Genomic DNA, 13586 nt, shown 5'->3' on the forward strand with positions numbered 1-13586 from the left:
GTGAGCCAGCCGTTCGAACTGCCGTCCTTCTACGTGCCGCACCCGGCGCGCCTCAATCCCCATCTGGAGGAGGCACGGGCCCATTCCTCGCTCTGGGCCCGGGAGATGGGGATGCTGGAGGGGTCGGGGATCTGGGACCAGGCCGACCTGGACGCCCACGACTACGGGTTGCTGTGCGCGTACACCCACCCCGACGCCTCGGCCGAGGCGCTGTCGCTGGTGACCGACTGGTACGTGTGGGTGTTCTTCTTCGACGACCACTTCCTCGACATGTACAAGCGCACCAACGACCGCCGGGCCGGCAAGGCGCACCTCGACCGGCTGCCGCTGTTCATGCCCGCCGACCCGGCCGCGCCGGTGCCCGAGCCGGAGAACCCGGTCGAGGCCGGGCTGGCCGACCTGTGGCGGCGCACCGTGCCGGTGATGGGGCAGGACTGGCGGGCCCGGTTCGCGGAGAGCACCCGCAACCTGCTGAACGAGTCGCTGTGGGAGCTCGCCAACATCGACGCGGGCCGGATCGCCAATCCGGTCGAGTACATCGAGATGCGCCGCAAGGTCGGCGGCGCGCCGTGGTCCGCGCAGCTGGTGGAGTACGCGGCCGGGGCCGAGGTGCCGGCGGAGGTGTCGGGCTCGCGGGCGCTGCGGGTGCTGATGGACGCCTTCTCCGACGGAGTGCACCTGCGCAACGACATCTTCTCGTACCAGCGCGAGGTCGAGGACGAGGGTGAACTGAGCAACGGGATCCTGGTGTTGGAGCACTTCCTGGAGTGCTCGACCCAGGACGCCGCCGAGGCGGTGAACGACCTGCTCACCTCACGGCTGCAGCAGTTCGAGAACACCGTGTTCACCGAACTGCCGGTGCTGTTCGAGGAGACCGGGCTGGACCCGGTGGGCCGGGCCCGGGTGCTGGCGTACGTCAAGGGGCTGCAGGACTGGCAGTCCGGCGGGCACGAGTGGCACATGCGGTCGAGCCGGTACATGAACGGCGGTGGTGCTGCGGCGACTTCGGCCGGTGGGGCGGGTTCGGCCGGCGGGGTGCCGCCCGGCAGCGGGGGCGGGCTGCCGGGCATGCCCGGGGCCGGCAACTGGTGGGACCAGTACGCGATCGGCGGCATCGGGACCTCGGCCCTGGACATCCTGCGGAAGGGGACGGCCGGTGGCGGGGCGCAAGCCGGCACCGGGCCGACGGCGGCGCCGGCCGTGCGACGGGCGCGGTCGTACGGGAACCGGCCGTACCGGGCCGTCGGGCCGTCCCGACTGCCGGAGTTCGAGCTGCCGTTCGGCCTCACCCTGAGCCCGCACCTGGACGGTGCGCGGGAGCGGGTGGTCGAGTGGGCCGATCGGGTCGGGCTGCTGGCCGCCGCCGAGCCCGGCGTCCCCGGCTCCGGCATCTGGGACGCCGAGTCGATGCGTGACTACGACCTCGCGCTCTGCGCGGCCGGCCTCCAGCCGGACGCCACCGTCGACGAACTCGACGTCGCCTCGGCCTGGTTGGCCTGGGGCACCTGGGCCGACGACTACTACCCGGTGGTCTTCGGCCGCACCCGCGACCTGGCCGGGGCGAAGGCCGCCACCGCCCGGCTGCCGCTGTTCATGCCGGTGGACGGCACCCCCGCGCCCGCGCCCGCCAACGCGCTGGAGCGCTCGCTCGCCGACATCTGGGAGCGCACCGCCGCCCCGATGACCGTCGAGGCCCGGGGCCGGCTGCGGGAGTCGGTCGAGGTGATGACGGCGAGCTGGATCTGGGAGCTCGCCAACCAGATCCAGAACCGGATCCCGGACCCGGTGGACTACCTGGAGATGCGCCGCACCACCTTCGGCTCCGAGCTCACCACCCTGCTCGCCCGGCTCGGCCACGGACGGACCGTGCCGGAGGAGGTCTACCGGCACGGCTCGATGCGGGCGCTGGAGAACTCCGCGATGGACTACGGCGCCATGGTCAACGACCTGTTCTCGTACCAGAAGGAGATCGAGTACGAGGGCGAGCTGCACAACATCGTGCTGGTGGTGCAGAACTTCTTCGACTGCGACTACCCGTCGGCGGTCCGGATCGTCGACGACCTGATGCACTCGCGGCTGGAGCAGTTCCAGCACGTCGCGCAGAAGGAACTCCCGGTGATGTACGAGGACTTCGGGCTGTCGGCACAGGCCCGGGGGCTGCTCGACGGGTACGTGCGGGAGCTGGAGAACTGGCTGGCCGGGGTGCTGAACTGGCACCGGGAGTGCCGCCGGTACCGGACCGAGGACCTGGAGCGGCACTTCGGCGCCGAACGGGACCTCGCGGGCGCGATCCGGGCCCGTGCAGGGGCTGACCCGGCAGCCGTACCCCCGGCGGCCGCTCCGGTGCCCCGGCCCGGCGTGACCGTGAGTGCGGGGCCGCTCGGTCCGACCGGACTGGGCACCGCCTCGCTGCGCCCCCCGTTCGGCGCGGCGGCCCCGGCGAACTGACCGGACCCTCCCGGACGGAGGCGCACCCGCGCGGCCAGCCCGCGCGGGTGCGCCGTGTCGTGGCTAGGCTGGCGAGTCGGGGGCCGTGCGCGCCTTCCGGCGCGCGCCCGCACCGTCGTACACGAGGGCTGAGAGATGGCAGCGCTACCTGAGGGCACACCCTGCTGGGCCGACGCGATGTTCACCGACCTGGAGGGCGCCAAGGCCTTCTACGGGGACGTCCTCGGCTGGACCTTCGGCGAGAGCTCGTCGGAGTACGGCAACTACACCCAGGCCTACTCGGACGGCAAGGCGGTGGCCGCGATCGTGCCGCCGATGCCCGGCCAGCAGGCGCAGTCCGCCTGGTGCCTGTACCTCGCCTCGCCGGACGCCGCCGCCACCGCCGAGCGGATCCGCACCAACGGCGGCGAGGTGGTGATGGGGCCGATGCAGGTCGGCGACTTCGGCACCATGGTGATCGCCAAGGACCCGGGCGGAGTGGTGTTCGGGGTCTGGCAGGGCGGCACCCACGAGGGCTTCGAGAAGCAGGACGCGCCCGGCGCGTACGCCTGGGCCGAGCTCGTCACCCGCGAGCCCGGGAAGGCCGACGCCTTCTTCCCCGCCGTCTTCCCGTACGGCGTGCGGAAGATGGACTCCGAGCAGTTCGACTACCGGATGTTCCTGGTCGGCGGGCGGCCGGTGCTGGGCCGGATGGGCGCGGAGGGCGACTTCCTGCCGCCCGAGGCGCCCTCGTACGTGAGCGTCTACTTCGCCGTGGACGACACCGACGCCGCGATCGGGCGGCTTACGGCGCGCGGCGGCAAGGTGTACTTCGGGCCGATGGACAGCCCGTTCGGGCGGTTCGCGGCGGTCGGCGACCAGCAGGGCGCGGCCTTCGGGCTGATCGACCTGGGCCGTACGGTGGGCGACCAGCCGCCGACGGTGGACGTCTGATGGGCGAGCGCGAGGACCTCGTCGAGACCCTGGACAAGCACCGCGGCCTGCTGCGGCGCACCGTCCGGGACCTCACCGACGAGCAGGCCGCGCGGCGCACCACCGCCAGCGAGCTGTGCCTGGGCGGCCTGATCAAGCACGTGGCGGCGGTGGAGGCGCGCTGGGGGCGGTTCATCACCGGCGGCGCGGAGGCGATGCGCGGCGGGGGCGGTGGCTCCGGCAGCGGGGCCGCCGACGAGTGGGCGGCGCAGTTCCGGATGGCGGAGGGCGAGACCCTGGCCGGACTGCTCGCCGGGTACGAGGCGGTGGCGCGCGGCACGGACGAGCTGGTCCGGAGCCTGCCCGACCTCGACCACGGCCACCCGCTGCCGCCGGCGCCCTGGTTCGAGCCGGGGGCGAGCTGGTCGGCCCGGCGGGTGCTGCTGCACCTGATCGCGGAGACGGCGCAGCACGCCGGGCACGCGGACATCATCCGGGAGGCGCTGGACGGGGCGAAGTCGATGGGGTGAGCGGGCGGCCTCTCACACCCCTCACACCCCTCACCCCTCACCCCTCACCCCTCACCCCTCACCCCTCACCCCTCACCCCTCACACGTCTCACACCTCGACGCCGAGCAGCTCGCGCAGCGCCCGGCCGCCGTCCGGGGTGACCCGCAGGGCCCGGCCGGAGCCGATCCGCTCGACCCAGGCGCGGTCCAGGGCGGTCCGGCAGAGCGCCTCGCCCAGCGCGCCGCCCAGGTGGCTGCGGCGCTCCGTCCAGTCCAGGCAACTGCGCACCACCGGGCGCCCGCCCGGGCGGCCGGCCCGTGGCGGCAGTTCGATCCGCTGGGCGGCCAGCCAGGCGTGGCCGCGCTCGGTGACGGCGAGCCCGGCGCGGTCGCTGACCAGGCCGCGGTCGATCAGGGCCGCGGCGACGGCCACACCGAGGCGGCCGGCCAGGTGGTCGTAGCAGGTGCGGGCGCGGGCCTCGGCGCTCTGCCGGGTGGCCTCGCGGAGGGTGCGGGGCGCCGGCCCGGCCCGGCGGGCGGGCTCGCCGGGACTCCCGCCGACCGTGCCCCCGGCGGTTTCCGGGCCGCGCCCCGGGCCGCTCTCCGGTCCGGTCTCCGGGCCGGTCTCGGCGAAGGCGGTGAGGTCCTCGATCAGGGTCGCGACGGCGGGCGAGGCCAGCCGGACGTACCGGTGCCGCCCCTGGCGTTCCTCGCTCAGCAGGCCGCCCGCGATCAGCCGGGACAGGTGCTCACTGGCCGTGGACGGCGCGACCCCGGCCGCCCGGGCCAGCTCGCCCGCCGTCCAGGCGCGGCCGTCCAGCAGGGCGGAGCAGAAGGCGGCGCGGGTGGGGTCGGCGAGCAGCGCGGCGAGGGCGGCGAGCGGGGAGCCCCGGTGGTCCACCGGTGTGCGTTCGTGGTCGGGCATGCCTCCATGGTCGTCCCGGCACGGTTCGGCCGGGGCCGAAACGACCCGGGGCCACGATGACGGCATGAACGAAGTGATCTTCGCCCGCTACGAGGACGTGACCGCGGCCCTGGCCGACCCGGCACTGGTCCCGCCGCCCGCGACGCCCGGCCGGTACGGCACGGTGGCCTGGCTGCGGTCCGCCGTCGCCCGGTTCAGCGCGGGCGAGCCGCACGCCCGCCGCCGGGCGCTCGTCCTCGCCGACCTGGCACGACTGGACCAGGGCCTGCTGCGGACCCTGGCCGCGGGCGGCTACGAACCGGACGTACGGCTGCGGGTGGTGCGGGTGCTGGCGACGGCGCTGGGCCTGGCCGGGCCGGAGGCCGTCGCGCGGGACGTGAAGGCGGTCGCCCGGGCGTACTTCGACCCGGCACCGGACGACCCGGCGGCGGACGCGGCGGTGGCCCGGCTGCTGCCCGCGATGGGCGACGCGGACGCGGAGACGGCGGCGAACCGGATCGGCCTGCTGGTGCAGGCCTGCGAGGCCACCGCGGCCCTGGTCGAGCATGCCCGGCGCGGTGGTGCCGAGGACGCCGGGCGTGGCGGTGTCGGGGACCCCGGGCATGGTGGTGCCGAGGACGCCGGGTGTGGCGGTGTCGAGCAGGCCGGGCCCGGCGGCGGGGCGCCGGACCTGGCCGCGGTGCTGCGGGAGGACCCGCCCGTCCGGGTGATGCGCCGGTTGGCGGCCCGGGCGACCGTGGTCGGCGGGGTCGCCGTGCCGGCCGGCGCGCGGGTGCTGCTCGACCTGGACGCCGCCCGGGAGCCCGGGCGGGAGCCGCTGGCCTTCGGCGCCGGGCCCCGGCCCTGCCCGGGCCGCGCGCACGCCCTGGTGATCGCCGAGGGCATCCTGTACGGCGCCTCCGACCCGGCGGACGGCTCGGTGCCGCCTGCGCAGGAGCAGCTCGGCGGCGCCGAGGCGCTCCCCGACGGGGCCGAGGCGCTCCCCGACGGGGCCGAGCGGGAGCAGCCGGGCCGGGCCGAGACGGCCGCCCTGGTCCCGGCGGCGGTCCGGCACGTGCTCGCCCTGGCGGACACCTGGACGGCCTGGGACGGCCGACCGGTGGTCAACGCCGACGGCCGGACGTACACCCCGCACAAGGTGGTGCGCCGGGTCGCCGACCACCTGCTCGACCACCTGGCCGAGGTGGAGGCCCGGCTGGCCGGCGCACCGACCGCCCCCGACCACTGGCACGCCTCCCTGGTCACCACCCCGGCCGACCTGGCGCCGTTCACCGCCGCCGACCTGGACGAGGCCCGCAGCCGGCTCACCCGGCTCGGCGCGATCTGGGCCCACCGGGTCGCCGCGCTGCCGGAGCGGCAGCTCGACGACTCGCCGGGGACGGGCTGGAGCATCCGGCAGATCGTCCGTCACCTCGCCGAGGCCGCCGCCTACTACGCCGACTCACTGGGCCCCGTCGGCCCGGTGGGTCCCGCCGACTCGCTGGGCCCCGTCGGCCCGGTGGGTCCCGCCGACTCGCCGGGCCCCGTCGGCCCGGTGGGAGCCGTTCCGGCCGGACCCGTCACCACGACCGAGGAGCAGACCCGATGACCACCCCCGCTCCGCTGACCGCCTTCGCGGCCCTGCACCACCGCCCCGGCCGTCCACTGCTGCTCCCGAACGCCTGGGACCACGCCTCGGCCGCCGCCCTGGCCGCCGCCGGCCACCCCGCGATCGGCACCACCAGCCTGGGTGTGGCGGCCGCAGCCGGACTGCCCGACGGCGCCGCCGCCACCCGCGCGGAGACCCTCCGGCTGGCCCGCCGACTGGGCCGCGACGACTACCTGCTGAGCGTCGACGTGGAGTCCGGGTTCAGTGACGATCCGGCCGAAGTCGCCGCATTGGCCGTGGAGTTGGCCGGGTGCGGGGCGGTCGGCATCAACCTGGAGGACGGTCGGCCGGACGGCACCCTGGCGCCGGCCGACCTCCACGCGGCCAAGGTCGCCGCGGTGAAGGCCGCCGTGCCGGAGCTGTTCGTGAACGCCCGCACCGACACCTACTGGTGCGGGCACGACGACCCGGAGCCGGAGACCGTACGGCGGCTCGACGCCTACCGACGGGCGGGCGCGGACGGCGTGTTCGTGCCCGGGCTGAGCGAGCCGACGGCGATCGCCGGGCTGGTCGGACGGCTGCCCGTCCCGCTCAACGTCCTCTGGACGCCGACCGGTCCGACCCTCGCCGAGCTCGCCGGACTCGGGGTGGCCCGGGTCAGCACGGGCGGGCTGCTGTACCGCGCGGCGCTGGCGGCGGCGGTGGCGACGGCCGCCGCGGTGGCCTCGGGCGGGCCGGTCGGTCCGATGCCCGGCTACGCCGAGGTCCAGGCGCTGAGCGGGAGTTGAGGGGGCGTCGCGGCTGAGCCGAGCCGAGCCGAGCCGAGCCGAGCTGAGCTGAGTGAGCCGAGCCGAGCCGAGCCGAGCTGAGTCAGCCGAGTCGAGTCGAGCCGAGCCGAGCCGAGTCCTGGCCCTGTGAGCCCCTGGGGGCTCAGGGCTTGGCCCGCCGCGCCTCGACCCCGTCCAGGATCATGTTGAGGCCGCGCAGGAAGCTGCTGTCCCGGCCCGCATCGATCTCCTCCGGCACCTGGGTGGTGTACACCCGGTGCAGGTGCGGGTGCGACCGGGTGGCCTCGACGACGGCGGGCAGCAGTCGGTCCATGAACTCCTGTTCGCCCTCCCCGCTCCTGGCGAGCGCGCTCAGCCAGGCGGCCTCCACGGTGGCGGTGCCGATGGCGTAGCCCATGACGGCGCCCATCACGTCGTTGGCCTCGCCGAGTTCGAAGCCGGCCGCGTCCATCAGGGCCAGCAGGGCCTCGGAGAGCCGCATCCAGTTGGGGCCGAGGTAGATCATCCCGACGTCGCCGAGCACCCCGACCATCCACGGGTGGCGCACCACGGCCGCGCGCACGGCCTCGGTGCACTCGACGATGGTGGCGCGCCAGACCACCGGGTCCTCGGCGTTCTCGGTGCGGGCCAGCGGGAGTTCGCCGAAGACGTGGTCGACGACCAGGGCGAGCAGCTCCTCCTTGTTGGCGACGTGGGTGTAGAGGGAGGTCGCGCCGGCGTTGAGCCGGGCGCCGAGCTTGCGCATGCTCAGCGCCTCGATGCCGTCGGAGTCCAGCAGGGCGAAGGCCTCGGCGACGATCTGCTCGCGGCTGAGGGCCGGCTGGGTGCGCCGCTTCTGCGGGCGAGTCCACGGCGAGGCGATGCCGGGCTGTGCTTCGGTCCGGTGCCCCGGTGCGTTGTCCTCCGACTTGGCCGTCATCAGGCCCTCCATTCCACGTGCCCCCTGGTCGGGTGCGGTCCGTCCAGCATAGGCCCGGTGCCGAACACCGTACGGTCATGCGAACACTGTTCGGCGACCGAACGCCGTACGGTCTTGCGCACAGTGTTCGGTCTCCGTACAGTGTTCGGCGTAGCGCACACCGTTCGGTCGGGGACGGCGGACGGTGTGCGCCACGAGGACTTCCGCGCGGCTGCCGCCGACGCGAGGACGTGCGCAGGGCTGTGGCCGAGGCGCCGAACCGAAGGGGGAACGCGGTGGATCGTCACCCGCGTCGCTGGCTCATCCTGGTCGTGCTCTGCCTCAGCAGCCTGGTGCTGGTGGTCGACAACATGGTGCTCACGGTGTCCATCCCGCCGATAGCGGAGGACCTCGGGGCCGGGGCGCAGGACATCCAGTGGATCATCGACTCGTACATCCTGGTCTTCGCCGGCCTGCTGCTGACCTCGGGCAGCCTGTCCGACCGGTTCGGGCGACGAAAAGTGATGATCATCGGTCTGGTGCTGTTCGGCGCCGCCTCCCTGGTCGCCTCCGTCGCCTCCAGCCCCGGTGAACTGATCGCCGGCCGGGTGCTGATGGGCGTCGGCGGGGCCCTCGTGATGCCGAGCACGCTCTCCATCCTGATCACCGTCTTCGACGACGAGGAGCGGCCCAAGGCGATCGCCGCCTGGAGCGCGGTGGCCATGATCGGCCTGGTCGGCGGCCCGGTGCTGGGCGGCGCGCTGATCGCGCACTTCTGGTGGGGCGCGGTGTTCCTGCTCAACGTGCCGGTGGCGGCGGTGGCCATCGTCGCGGCGATCGTCCTGATGCCCGAGTCCAAGGGCCCCTGGCGCAAGACCGACCTGCCCGGCATGGTGCTCTCGATGGTCGGCATGACCGCGCTGGTCTGGTCGATCATCGTCCTCCCGCGGGACGGCTTCGCCCACGTCAACACCCTCGGCTCGCTGGGTGTCGCGATCGCCGCACTGGTCGGTTTCGGCATCCGCCAGGTCCGCACCGATTCGCCGATGGTCCCGCTCAAGCTGTTCCGCAACCGGGTCTTCACCGGCGCCAGCTTCTCCCTCGTCCTGCTCACCTTCGCCACCGGCGGCCTGATGCTGGTGCTCACCCAGTACCTGCAGTTCGTGCTGGAGTTCTCGCCCACCGACACCGGCCTGGCCTTCATCCCGCTGGCCGTCGCCTCGCTCGCCTTCAACGTGATCGGCGCCGCGCTCGGCAAGAAGGTCCCCGCCCGGGTGGTGACCTCGATCGGCATGGTGATCATCGCGGGCGGCTTCGGCCTGCTGGCCACCCTCTCGGTCGGCGACGGCTTCCCCAAGGTCGCCCTCGCCATGCTGGTCCTCGGCGTCGGCTCCGGCCTCGGCATGCCGGCCGCCGCCAACGCGCTGATGGGGGCCATCCCCGGCGAGCACGCCGGTGTCGGCTCCGCGCTCAACGACACCATCCAGCAGTCCGGCGCCGCCCTGGGCGTGGCCATCCTCGGCACCGTGCTCTCCAGCACCTACACCGGCGCCATGCCCGCCGACGCCCCCGCGCCGGCCCGGCACGCCATCACCGACGCCCTCGCCCTCTCCGCCGGCAGCGGCGACGGCGCCCTGGCCCGGGTCGCCCGGGAGGCCTTCAACACCGCCACCTCCACCACCTTCACGGTCGGCGGGATCGCGGCCCTGGTCGCGGCGGCGCTCACCCTGGTGCTGATGCGGGGCGGGCCGGCGGGCGGGGCGGGTGCGGCGGGACCGGCTCCGGAGGACGCCGGGGCCCTGGAGGGCGCCGGGGCCCCGGAGGCCGCCGCCGAGGTGGCGGCCTGACCGTGCGGCCCTGCGACGGGCGCCCGCAGGCCCGGCAGGCCCCGTAGGCACCCCGTAGGCACCCCGAAGGCCTCGACCGGTTCTGCCGGTCGGGGCCTTCGGGCGTCCGGAACGCGCCGCCCGTGCGGCGCGCGTAGCCTTCGAACATGCCCACCGACTACGCGGAACGCGCGTCCAGGCTGCCCGGGGCGGTGCTGTGGACGAAGGGCGCGACTGCGGGCGCGGGCGCGGGCCCCGGCGGCGGTGGCCTGGTGCTGCCGGACGGCTGCATGGACCTGCTCTGGACCGAGGGCCGGCTGCTGGTCGCCGGACCGGACACCCGGGCGTTCCGGCCCGGACCGGAGCTGCCCGGCCCGTGGGCCGGCGTCCGCTTCCGGCCCGGCACCGGGCCGCTGCTGCTCGGCGTACCGGCCTCCGAACTACGGGACCGCCGGGTCGGGTTGGCGGACCTGCTGCCCGGCCCCGAGGTGCGCCGGCTGACCGAGCGGATCGACGCCGCCCCCGACCCGGCCGCCGCCCTGGAGGAACTGGCACTGCACCTGGCCGCCGCGGCCCGGCCCGAGGACCCGCTGGTACGGGCGGTGGCCGGCGCGCTCGCGGCCGGGCGCAGCGTCGCGGCGACCGCCGAGGCCGTCGGGCTCGGCGCCCGGCAACTGCACCGCCGCTCACTGGCCGCCTTCGGCTACGGTCCCAAGACGCTGGCCCGGATCCTGCGGCTGCAGCGCGCCCTGCGGCTGGCCCGCGCCGGCGTCCCGCTCGCCGACACGGCGGCCCGGACGGGCTACGCCGACCAGGCGCACCTGTCGCGCGACGTAAGGGAGTTGGCGGGCGTCCGGGTGACGGACCTGCTGTCGGACAGGCCCTAGTCCGCGCCCTGTTCCCGCGCCCTGTTCCGGGCCCTGTTCGGGGCCTTGGTGCGCGCTTTGGTGCGGGCCTCGGGGTGAGCCCTGCGGTCAGCCCTGGAGCGGTGCGAGCAGGTCGACCCCGTTGCCGTCCGGGTCGCGCAGCGAGGCGTAGCGCTGGCCCCAGAAGGCGTCCCAGGGCTTGAGTTCGCCCTGGTACCCGGCCTCGGTCAGCTCCTGGTACACCGCGTCCACGTGCGCCGGGCTCTGGCAGCGGAAGGCCAGGGCGGCCCGGGCGCCGCCGGTCGGCGGCTGCCAGTCCGGGTGGAAGGAGCGGATGGTCGATTCGGCGTCCAGGACCAGGAGCAGCCCGCCGGGCAGCTCGGCCTCGACGTGCGGCTCCTGCTCGGAGCCCTCGGGGAAGACCAGTCCCAGTCGCCGGTAGAAGGCGACCGACGCCGCCATGTCGGAGACGGCGAGGCCGATGAAGGCGAACTGTGGTGCGGAAGTGCTGTCCATGGCTTCACGGTAGGCGGCCCGCAGGGGCGGGGTCTTGAAGGAATCGGACGTCCCCGGTCCCCCTCCCCGGTCCCTCGCCGCTGCCGGGCGGCACGCCTGACCTGGGGTCCCGCCCGGCTCGTTGTCAGTCGCTCCTTGTACCGTCGGTCCGGGAACAGTGACATCAGCACGGGGGTATGACGCATGTTCAGGACGGATCCGGAGACGCCCGACGCCTTCCGCACTCCGGTCGAGGAGGTCTTCATCCGCAACCACCTCGGCCGGCGGCCGGAGCTCGACGCCGACAGCTGGTCGCTCACCGTCGAAGGCCTGGTGGAACGGCCGCTGCGGCTGGACTTCCGGGCCCTCGGGGGGCTGCCGCAGACCAGGTTCACCGCCGTCCACGAGTGCTTCGGCAATCCATTGCACCCGACGGTGCCGACCAGGGCCGTGACCAACCTGGAGTGGGAGGGTGTCCCGCTCGCCGAGGTGCTGGCGCTGGCCGGCCCGCGCCCGGAGGCCCGGCACGTCTGGCTGGAGGGCGCCGACCGGGGGGACTTCGCGGGGGAGAGCGACGTGAGCTTCCTCAAGGACCTCCCGTTGGAGCAGGCCCGTACCGAGGTGGTCCTGGCGCACCGGATGAACGGCGAACCGCTGCGCCCCGACCACGGGCACCCGGTGCGCGCGGTGGCGCCGCGGATGTTCGGCACCAACTCGGTCAAGTGGCTGACCAGGATCGTGCTGGCCGCCGAACGGCCCGAGCACCTCTTCACCACCCGCCTGTACACCCGGGTCCTGCCGGGGGAGAGCGAGTCCCGGCCGGTCCGCGAGAAGGACGTCAGCAGCAAGCTGCTCAGCCTCAAGGACGGCGCCACCGTCCCCGCCGGCGTTCGTGAACTGGCGGGCTACGCCTGGAGTTCCACCGAGGTGACGGCCGTCGAGGTCGCGGTGGACGACGCCGACTGGCAGCCCGCCGAGCTGGACGGGCGCGGCCCGGACCCGAGTTGGCAGCGGTTCCGGCTCCGGCACGACCTCGCCCCGGGGGCGCACCGGATCCGCTGCCGGGCCACCGACTCCGCGGGGCGGGTCCAGCCGCTCACCGGTGACCGGAACGCCGTCCACGAGATAACCGTCGTGGTGGTGTGACAGCTGCCCGGGGCTGACGCCCGTCCGTCTCTCCGCTGTGACACCCGTCGGCCGTGACACCCGGCCGCCGGGTTCAGCGGGGGACGGGTCCGGCGGTGATCGCCGGGCGGACTTTGGTGAGCATCAACTCCAGCAACCGGTCGGGGTGGTGGAAGCTCGCGAAGTGGCTGGCGTCGCCCGCGGCCTGGACCGCTGCTGTGGCGGTCCGGGCCGGAGACGGTTGGGGTCGGACGTTACTTCGCCAGGAGGATCGCGTACTCGCGGATCAGTGCGGCGGTGCCGTCCTCGATCCGGGCGAAGACGAACACCTCGTCGAGCGAGCTGAACGACCCGAGTTCCTGACGTGCCGCCACGATGCGCTCGGCCAGGGCGAGATCGATCGAGCAGGCCGCGGCGATCGCACCGGACGGCGCGTGGTTGAGGTCGATGAGGCCGCCGTCGTCGTACTCGCGCGACAGGTCGGGGCGTCCGATGTGCAGGTCCCGGGCCAGCACCGGGTCGGTCCGGGCGAGGGACCGTGCCTCGTCGCGGCGGGCGCGGGCGGCGAGCCGGGCGGCGACCACGGGATTGGCCGCTGCGGGGTGGGGCGGCCGATCCGCTTCGGCGGCCGGACCGAAGACCTCTCGGCGGAGCGGGACCAGCTGGTAGCAGGCGGTCACGATCACGGCGATCGCCAGGAGCACCGTGATGCCGCTCAACACGTTGCCGACCGCGCCGACCGCGTTCCCCTTCGGGTCCTTCGGGGTCAGCGAGGAGAGCACCCCGAAGACGACCGCGGCCCCCGCGTAGCACCCGGCGCGGATCAGCAGGTCCTTGCGCTGCAGTCGGGCTGCCGCGTGGGCGAACGGGACGGCGCTGAACATCCCGGCCGACAGCAGGACGACGAGGAAGTACCAGAAGCCGGGCCGCCGTTGCCGACCCGGCGGGGCGGGCGCCTCCCCGGTCGGCTGCGGGGTGCTGCTGGTGGCGGTGTGGCGGATGCCGGTCCCGGAGAGGGAGAGCGTGGTCCGGACCCGTCCGTCGGTCCGCCTGGTCACCCGGGCGTCCTTCATCCCGGCGGAGTAGCTCAGGCCCGACTTGGAGGCCGTGACGCGGAACGGGCCCGCCTTGAAGCTCTTGCGGGAGGAGAAGCCCATGCGGATGGCGCCCTTCGATGGTTCGTCGAGGGCGCCAGCCTTCCAGACC

12 protein-coding genes are annotated in these 13586 nt (G+C 74.6%); 8 read left to right on the plus strand and 4 right to left on the minus strand.

The genetic code is table 11. The features are described 5' to 3' along the window. The 3 genes from ACZ58X_RS18970 to ACZ58X_RS18980 all read left to right on the plus strand — a co-directional run bounded on the left by ACZ58X_RS18970 (nt 1) and on the right by ACZ58X_RS18980 (nt 3890). Nucleotides 1–2448 carry a terpene synthase family protein gene (locus ACZ58X_RS18970; protein ID WP_470334764.1) on the plus strand — a complete coding sequence of 816 codons (2448 nt, stop codon included), beginning with the start codon at nt 1–3 and terminating at the stop codon, nt 2446–2448. Between the two features lie 135 nt (nt 2449–2583). Continuing rightward, nucleotides 2584–3381, plus strand: a complete 798-nt coding sequence (locus ACZ58X_RS18975) for a VOC family protein (RefSeq protein WP_470334765.1) — start codon at nt 2584–2586, stop codon at nt 3379–3381. Further along, nucleotides 3381–3890 carry a DinB family protein gene (locus tag ACZ58X_RS18980; RefSeq protein ID WP_470334766.1) on the plus strand — a complete coding sequence of 170 codons (510 nt, stop codon included), beginning with the start codon at nt 3381–3383 and terminating at the stop codon, nt 3888–3890. The genes ACZ58X_RS18975 and ACZ58X_RS18980 overlap by 1 nt, the downstream gene beginning before the upstream one ends. A gap of 88 nt (nt 3891–3978) precedes the next feature. Here ACZ58X_RS18980 and ACZ58X_RS18985 read toward each other — a convergent pair whose 3' ends face one another. After that, entirely contained in the window at nt 3979–4794 is an 816-nt protein-coding gene (locus ACZ58X_RS18985; protein ID WP_470334767.1) for an ArsR/SmtB family transcription factor, read from the minus strand. Nucleotides 4795–4858: 64 nt separating this feature from the next. On the opposite strand from ACZ58X_RS18985, the gene ACZ58X_RS18990 reads away from it, so the two are divergent. Both ACZ58X_RS18990 and ACZ58X_RS18995 read left to right on the plus strand, forming a co-directional pair. Beyond that, a complete protein-coding gene (locus ACZ58X_RS18990; protein WP_470334768.1) occupies nt 4859–6382 on the plus strand; it encodes a cytochrome P450 family protein in 1524 nt (507 codons plus the stop codon). Continuing rightward, on the plus strand, nt 6379–7170 hold the full coding sequence (locus ACZ58X_RS18995) for an isocitrate lyase/PEP mutase family protein (protein WP_470334769.1): 792 nt from the start codon (nt 6379–6381) through the stop codon (nt 7168–7170). Before ACZ58X_RS18990 ends, ACZ58X_RS18995 begins: the two co-directional genes overlap by 4 nt. Before the next feature lie 142 nt (nt 7171–7312). On the opposite strand, the gene ACZ58X_RS19000 is transcribed toward ACZ58X_RS18995, so the two are convergent. After that, entirely contained in the window at nt 7313–8089 is a 777-nt protein-coding gene (locus ACZ58X_RS19000; protein WP_470334770.1) for a TetR/AcrR family transcriptional regulator, read from the minus strand. A gap of 275 nt (nt 8090–8364) precedes the next feature. On the opposite strand from ACZ58X_RS19000, the gene ACZ58X_RS19005 reads away from it, so the two are divergent. Next, entirely contained in the window at nt 8365–9915 is a 1551-nt protein-coding gene (locus ACZ58X_RS19005) for an MFS transporter (RefSeq protein ID WP_470334771.1), read from the plus strand. Nucleotides 9916–10061: 146 nt separating this feature from the next. Further along, entirely contained in the window at nt 10062–10781 is a 720-nt protein-coding gene (locus ACZ58X_RS19010) for a helix-turn-helix domain-containing protein (protein WP_470334772.1), read from the plus strand. A gap of 87 nt (nt 10782–10868) precedes the next feature. Here the strand turns inward: ACZ58X_RS19010 and ACZ58X_RS19015 are convergent, their stop codons facing one another. Then, on the minus strand, nt 10869–11276 hold the full coding sequence (locus tag ACZ58X_RS19015; RefSeq protein WP_470334773.1) for a VOC family protein: 408 nt from the start codon (nt 11274–11276) through the stop codon (nt 10869–10871). A 183-nt stretch (nt 11277–11459) separates the two neighbouring features. Between ACZ58X_RS19015 and ACZ58X_RS19020 the strand changes: the two genes are divergently transcribed. Then, entirely contained in the window at nt 11460–12401 is a 942-nt protein-coding gene (locus ACZ58X_RS19020) for a molybdopterin-dependent oxidoreductase (protein ID WP_470334774.1), read from the plus strand. A 233-nt stretch (nt 12402–12634) separates the two neighbouring features. On the opposite strand, the gene ACZ58X_RS19025 is transcribed toward ACZ58X_RS19020, so the two are convergent. Next, nucleotides 12635–13537 (minus strand): DUF4236 domain-containing protein, encoded by a 903-nt coding sequence (locus tag ACZ58X_RS19025; RefSeq protein ID WP_470334775.1) that lies wholly within the window; start codon nt 13535–13537, stop codon nt 12635–12637. Nucleotides 13538–13586 lie beyond the last annotated feature (49 nt).

It is taken from the genome of Kitasatospora sp. NPDC040550, from assembly GCF_055594965.1.

What these genes read in the sequence shown, in the direction of transcription:
- ACZ58X_RS18975 (WP_470334765.1), top strand. Translation starts at nt 2,584, where the DNA reads ATGGCAGCGCTACCTGAGGGCACACCCTGCTGGGCCGACGCGATGTTC.
- ACZ58X_RS18980 (WP_470334766.1), top strand. Translation starts at nt 3,381, where the DNA reads ATGGGCGAGCGCGAGGACCTCGTCGAGACCCTGGACAAGCACCGCGGC.
- ACZ58X_RS18985 (WP_470334767.1), bottom strand. Translation starts at nt 4,794, where the DNA reads ATGCCCGACCACGAACGCACACCGGTGGACCACCGGGGCTCCCCGCTC.
- ACZ58X_RS18990 (WP_470334768.1), top strand. Translation starts at nt 4,859, where the DNA reads ATGAACGAAGTGATCTTCGCCCGCTACGAGGACGTGACCGCGGCCCTG.
- ACZ58X_RS18995 (WP_470334769.1), top strand. Translation starts at nt 6,379, where the DNA reads ATGACCACCCCCGCTCCGCTGACCGCCTTCGCGGCCCTGCACCACCGC.
- ACZ58X_RS19000 (WP_470334770.1), bottom strand. Translation starts at nt 8,089, where the DNA reads ATGACGGCCAAGTCGGAGGACAACGCACCGGGGCACCGGACCGAAGCA.
- ACZ58X_RS19010 (WP_470334772.1), top strand. Translation starts at nt 10,062, where the DNA reads ATGCCCACCGACTACGCGGAACGCGCGTCCAGGCTGCCCGGGGCGGTG.
- ACZ58X_RS19015 (WP_470334773.1), bottom strand. Translation starts at nt 11,276, where the DNA reads ATGGACAGCACTTCCGCACCACAGTTCGCCTTCATCGGCCTCGCCGTC.
- ACZ58X_RS19020 (WP_470334774.1), top strand. Translation starts at nt 11,460, where the DNA reads ATGTTCAGGACGGATCCGGAGACGCCCGACGCCTTCCGCACTCCGGTC.
- ACZ58X_RS19025 (WP_470334775.1), bottom strand. Translation starts at nt 13,537, where the DNA reads ATGGGCTTCTCCTCCCGCAAGAGCTTCAAGGCGGGCCCGTTCCGCGTC.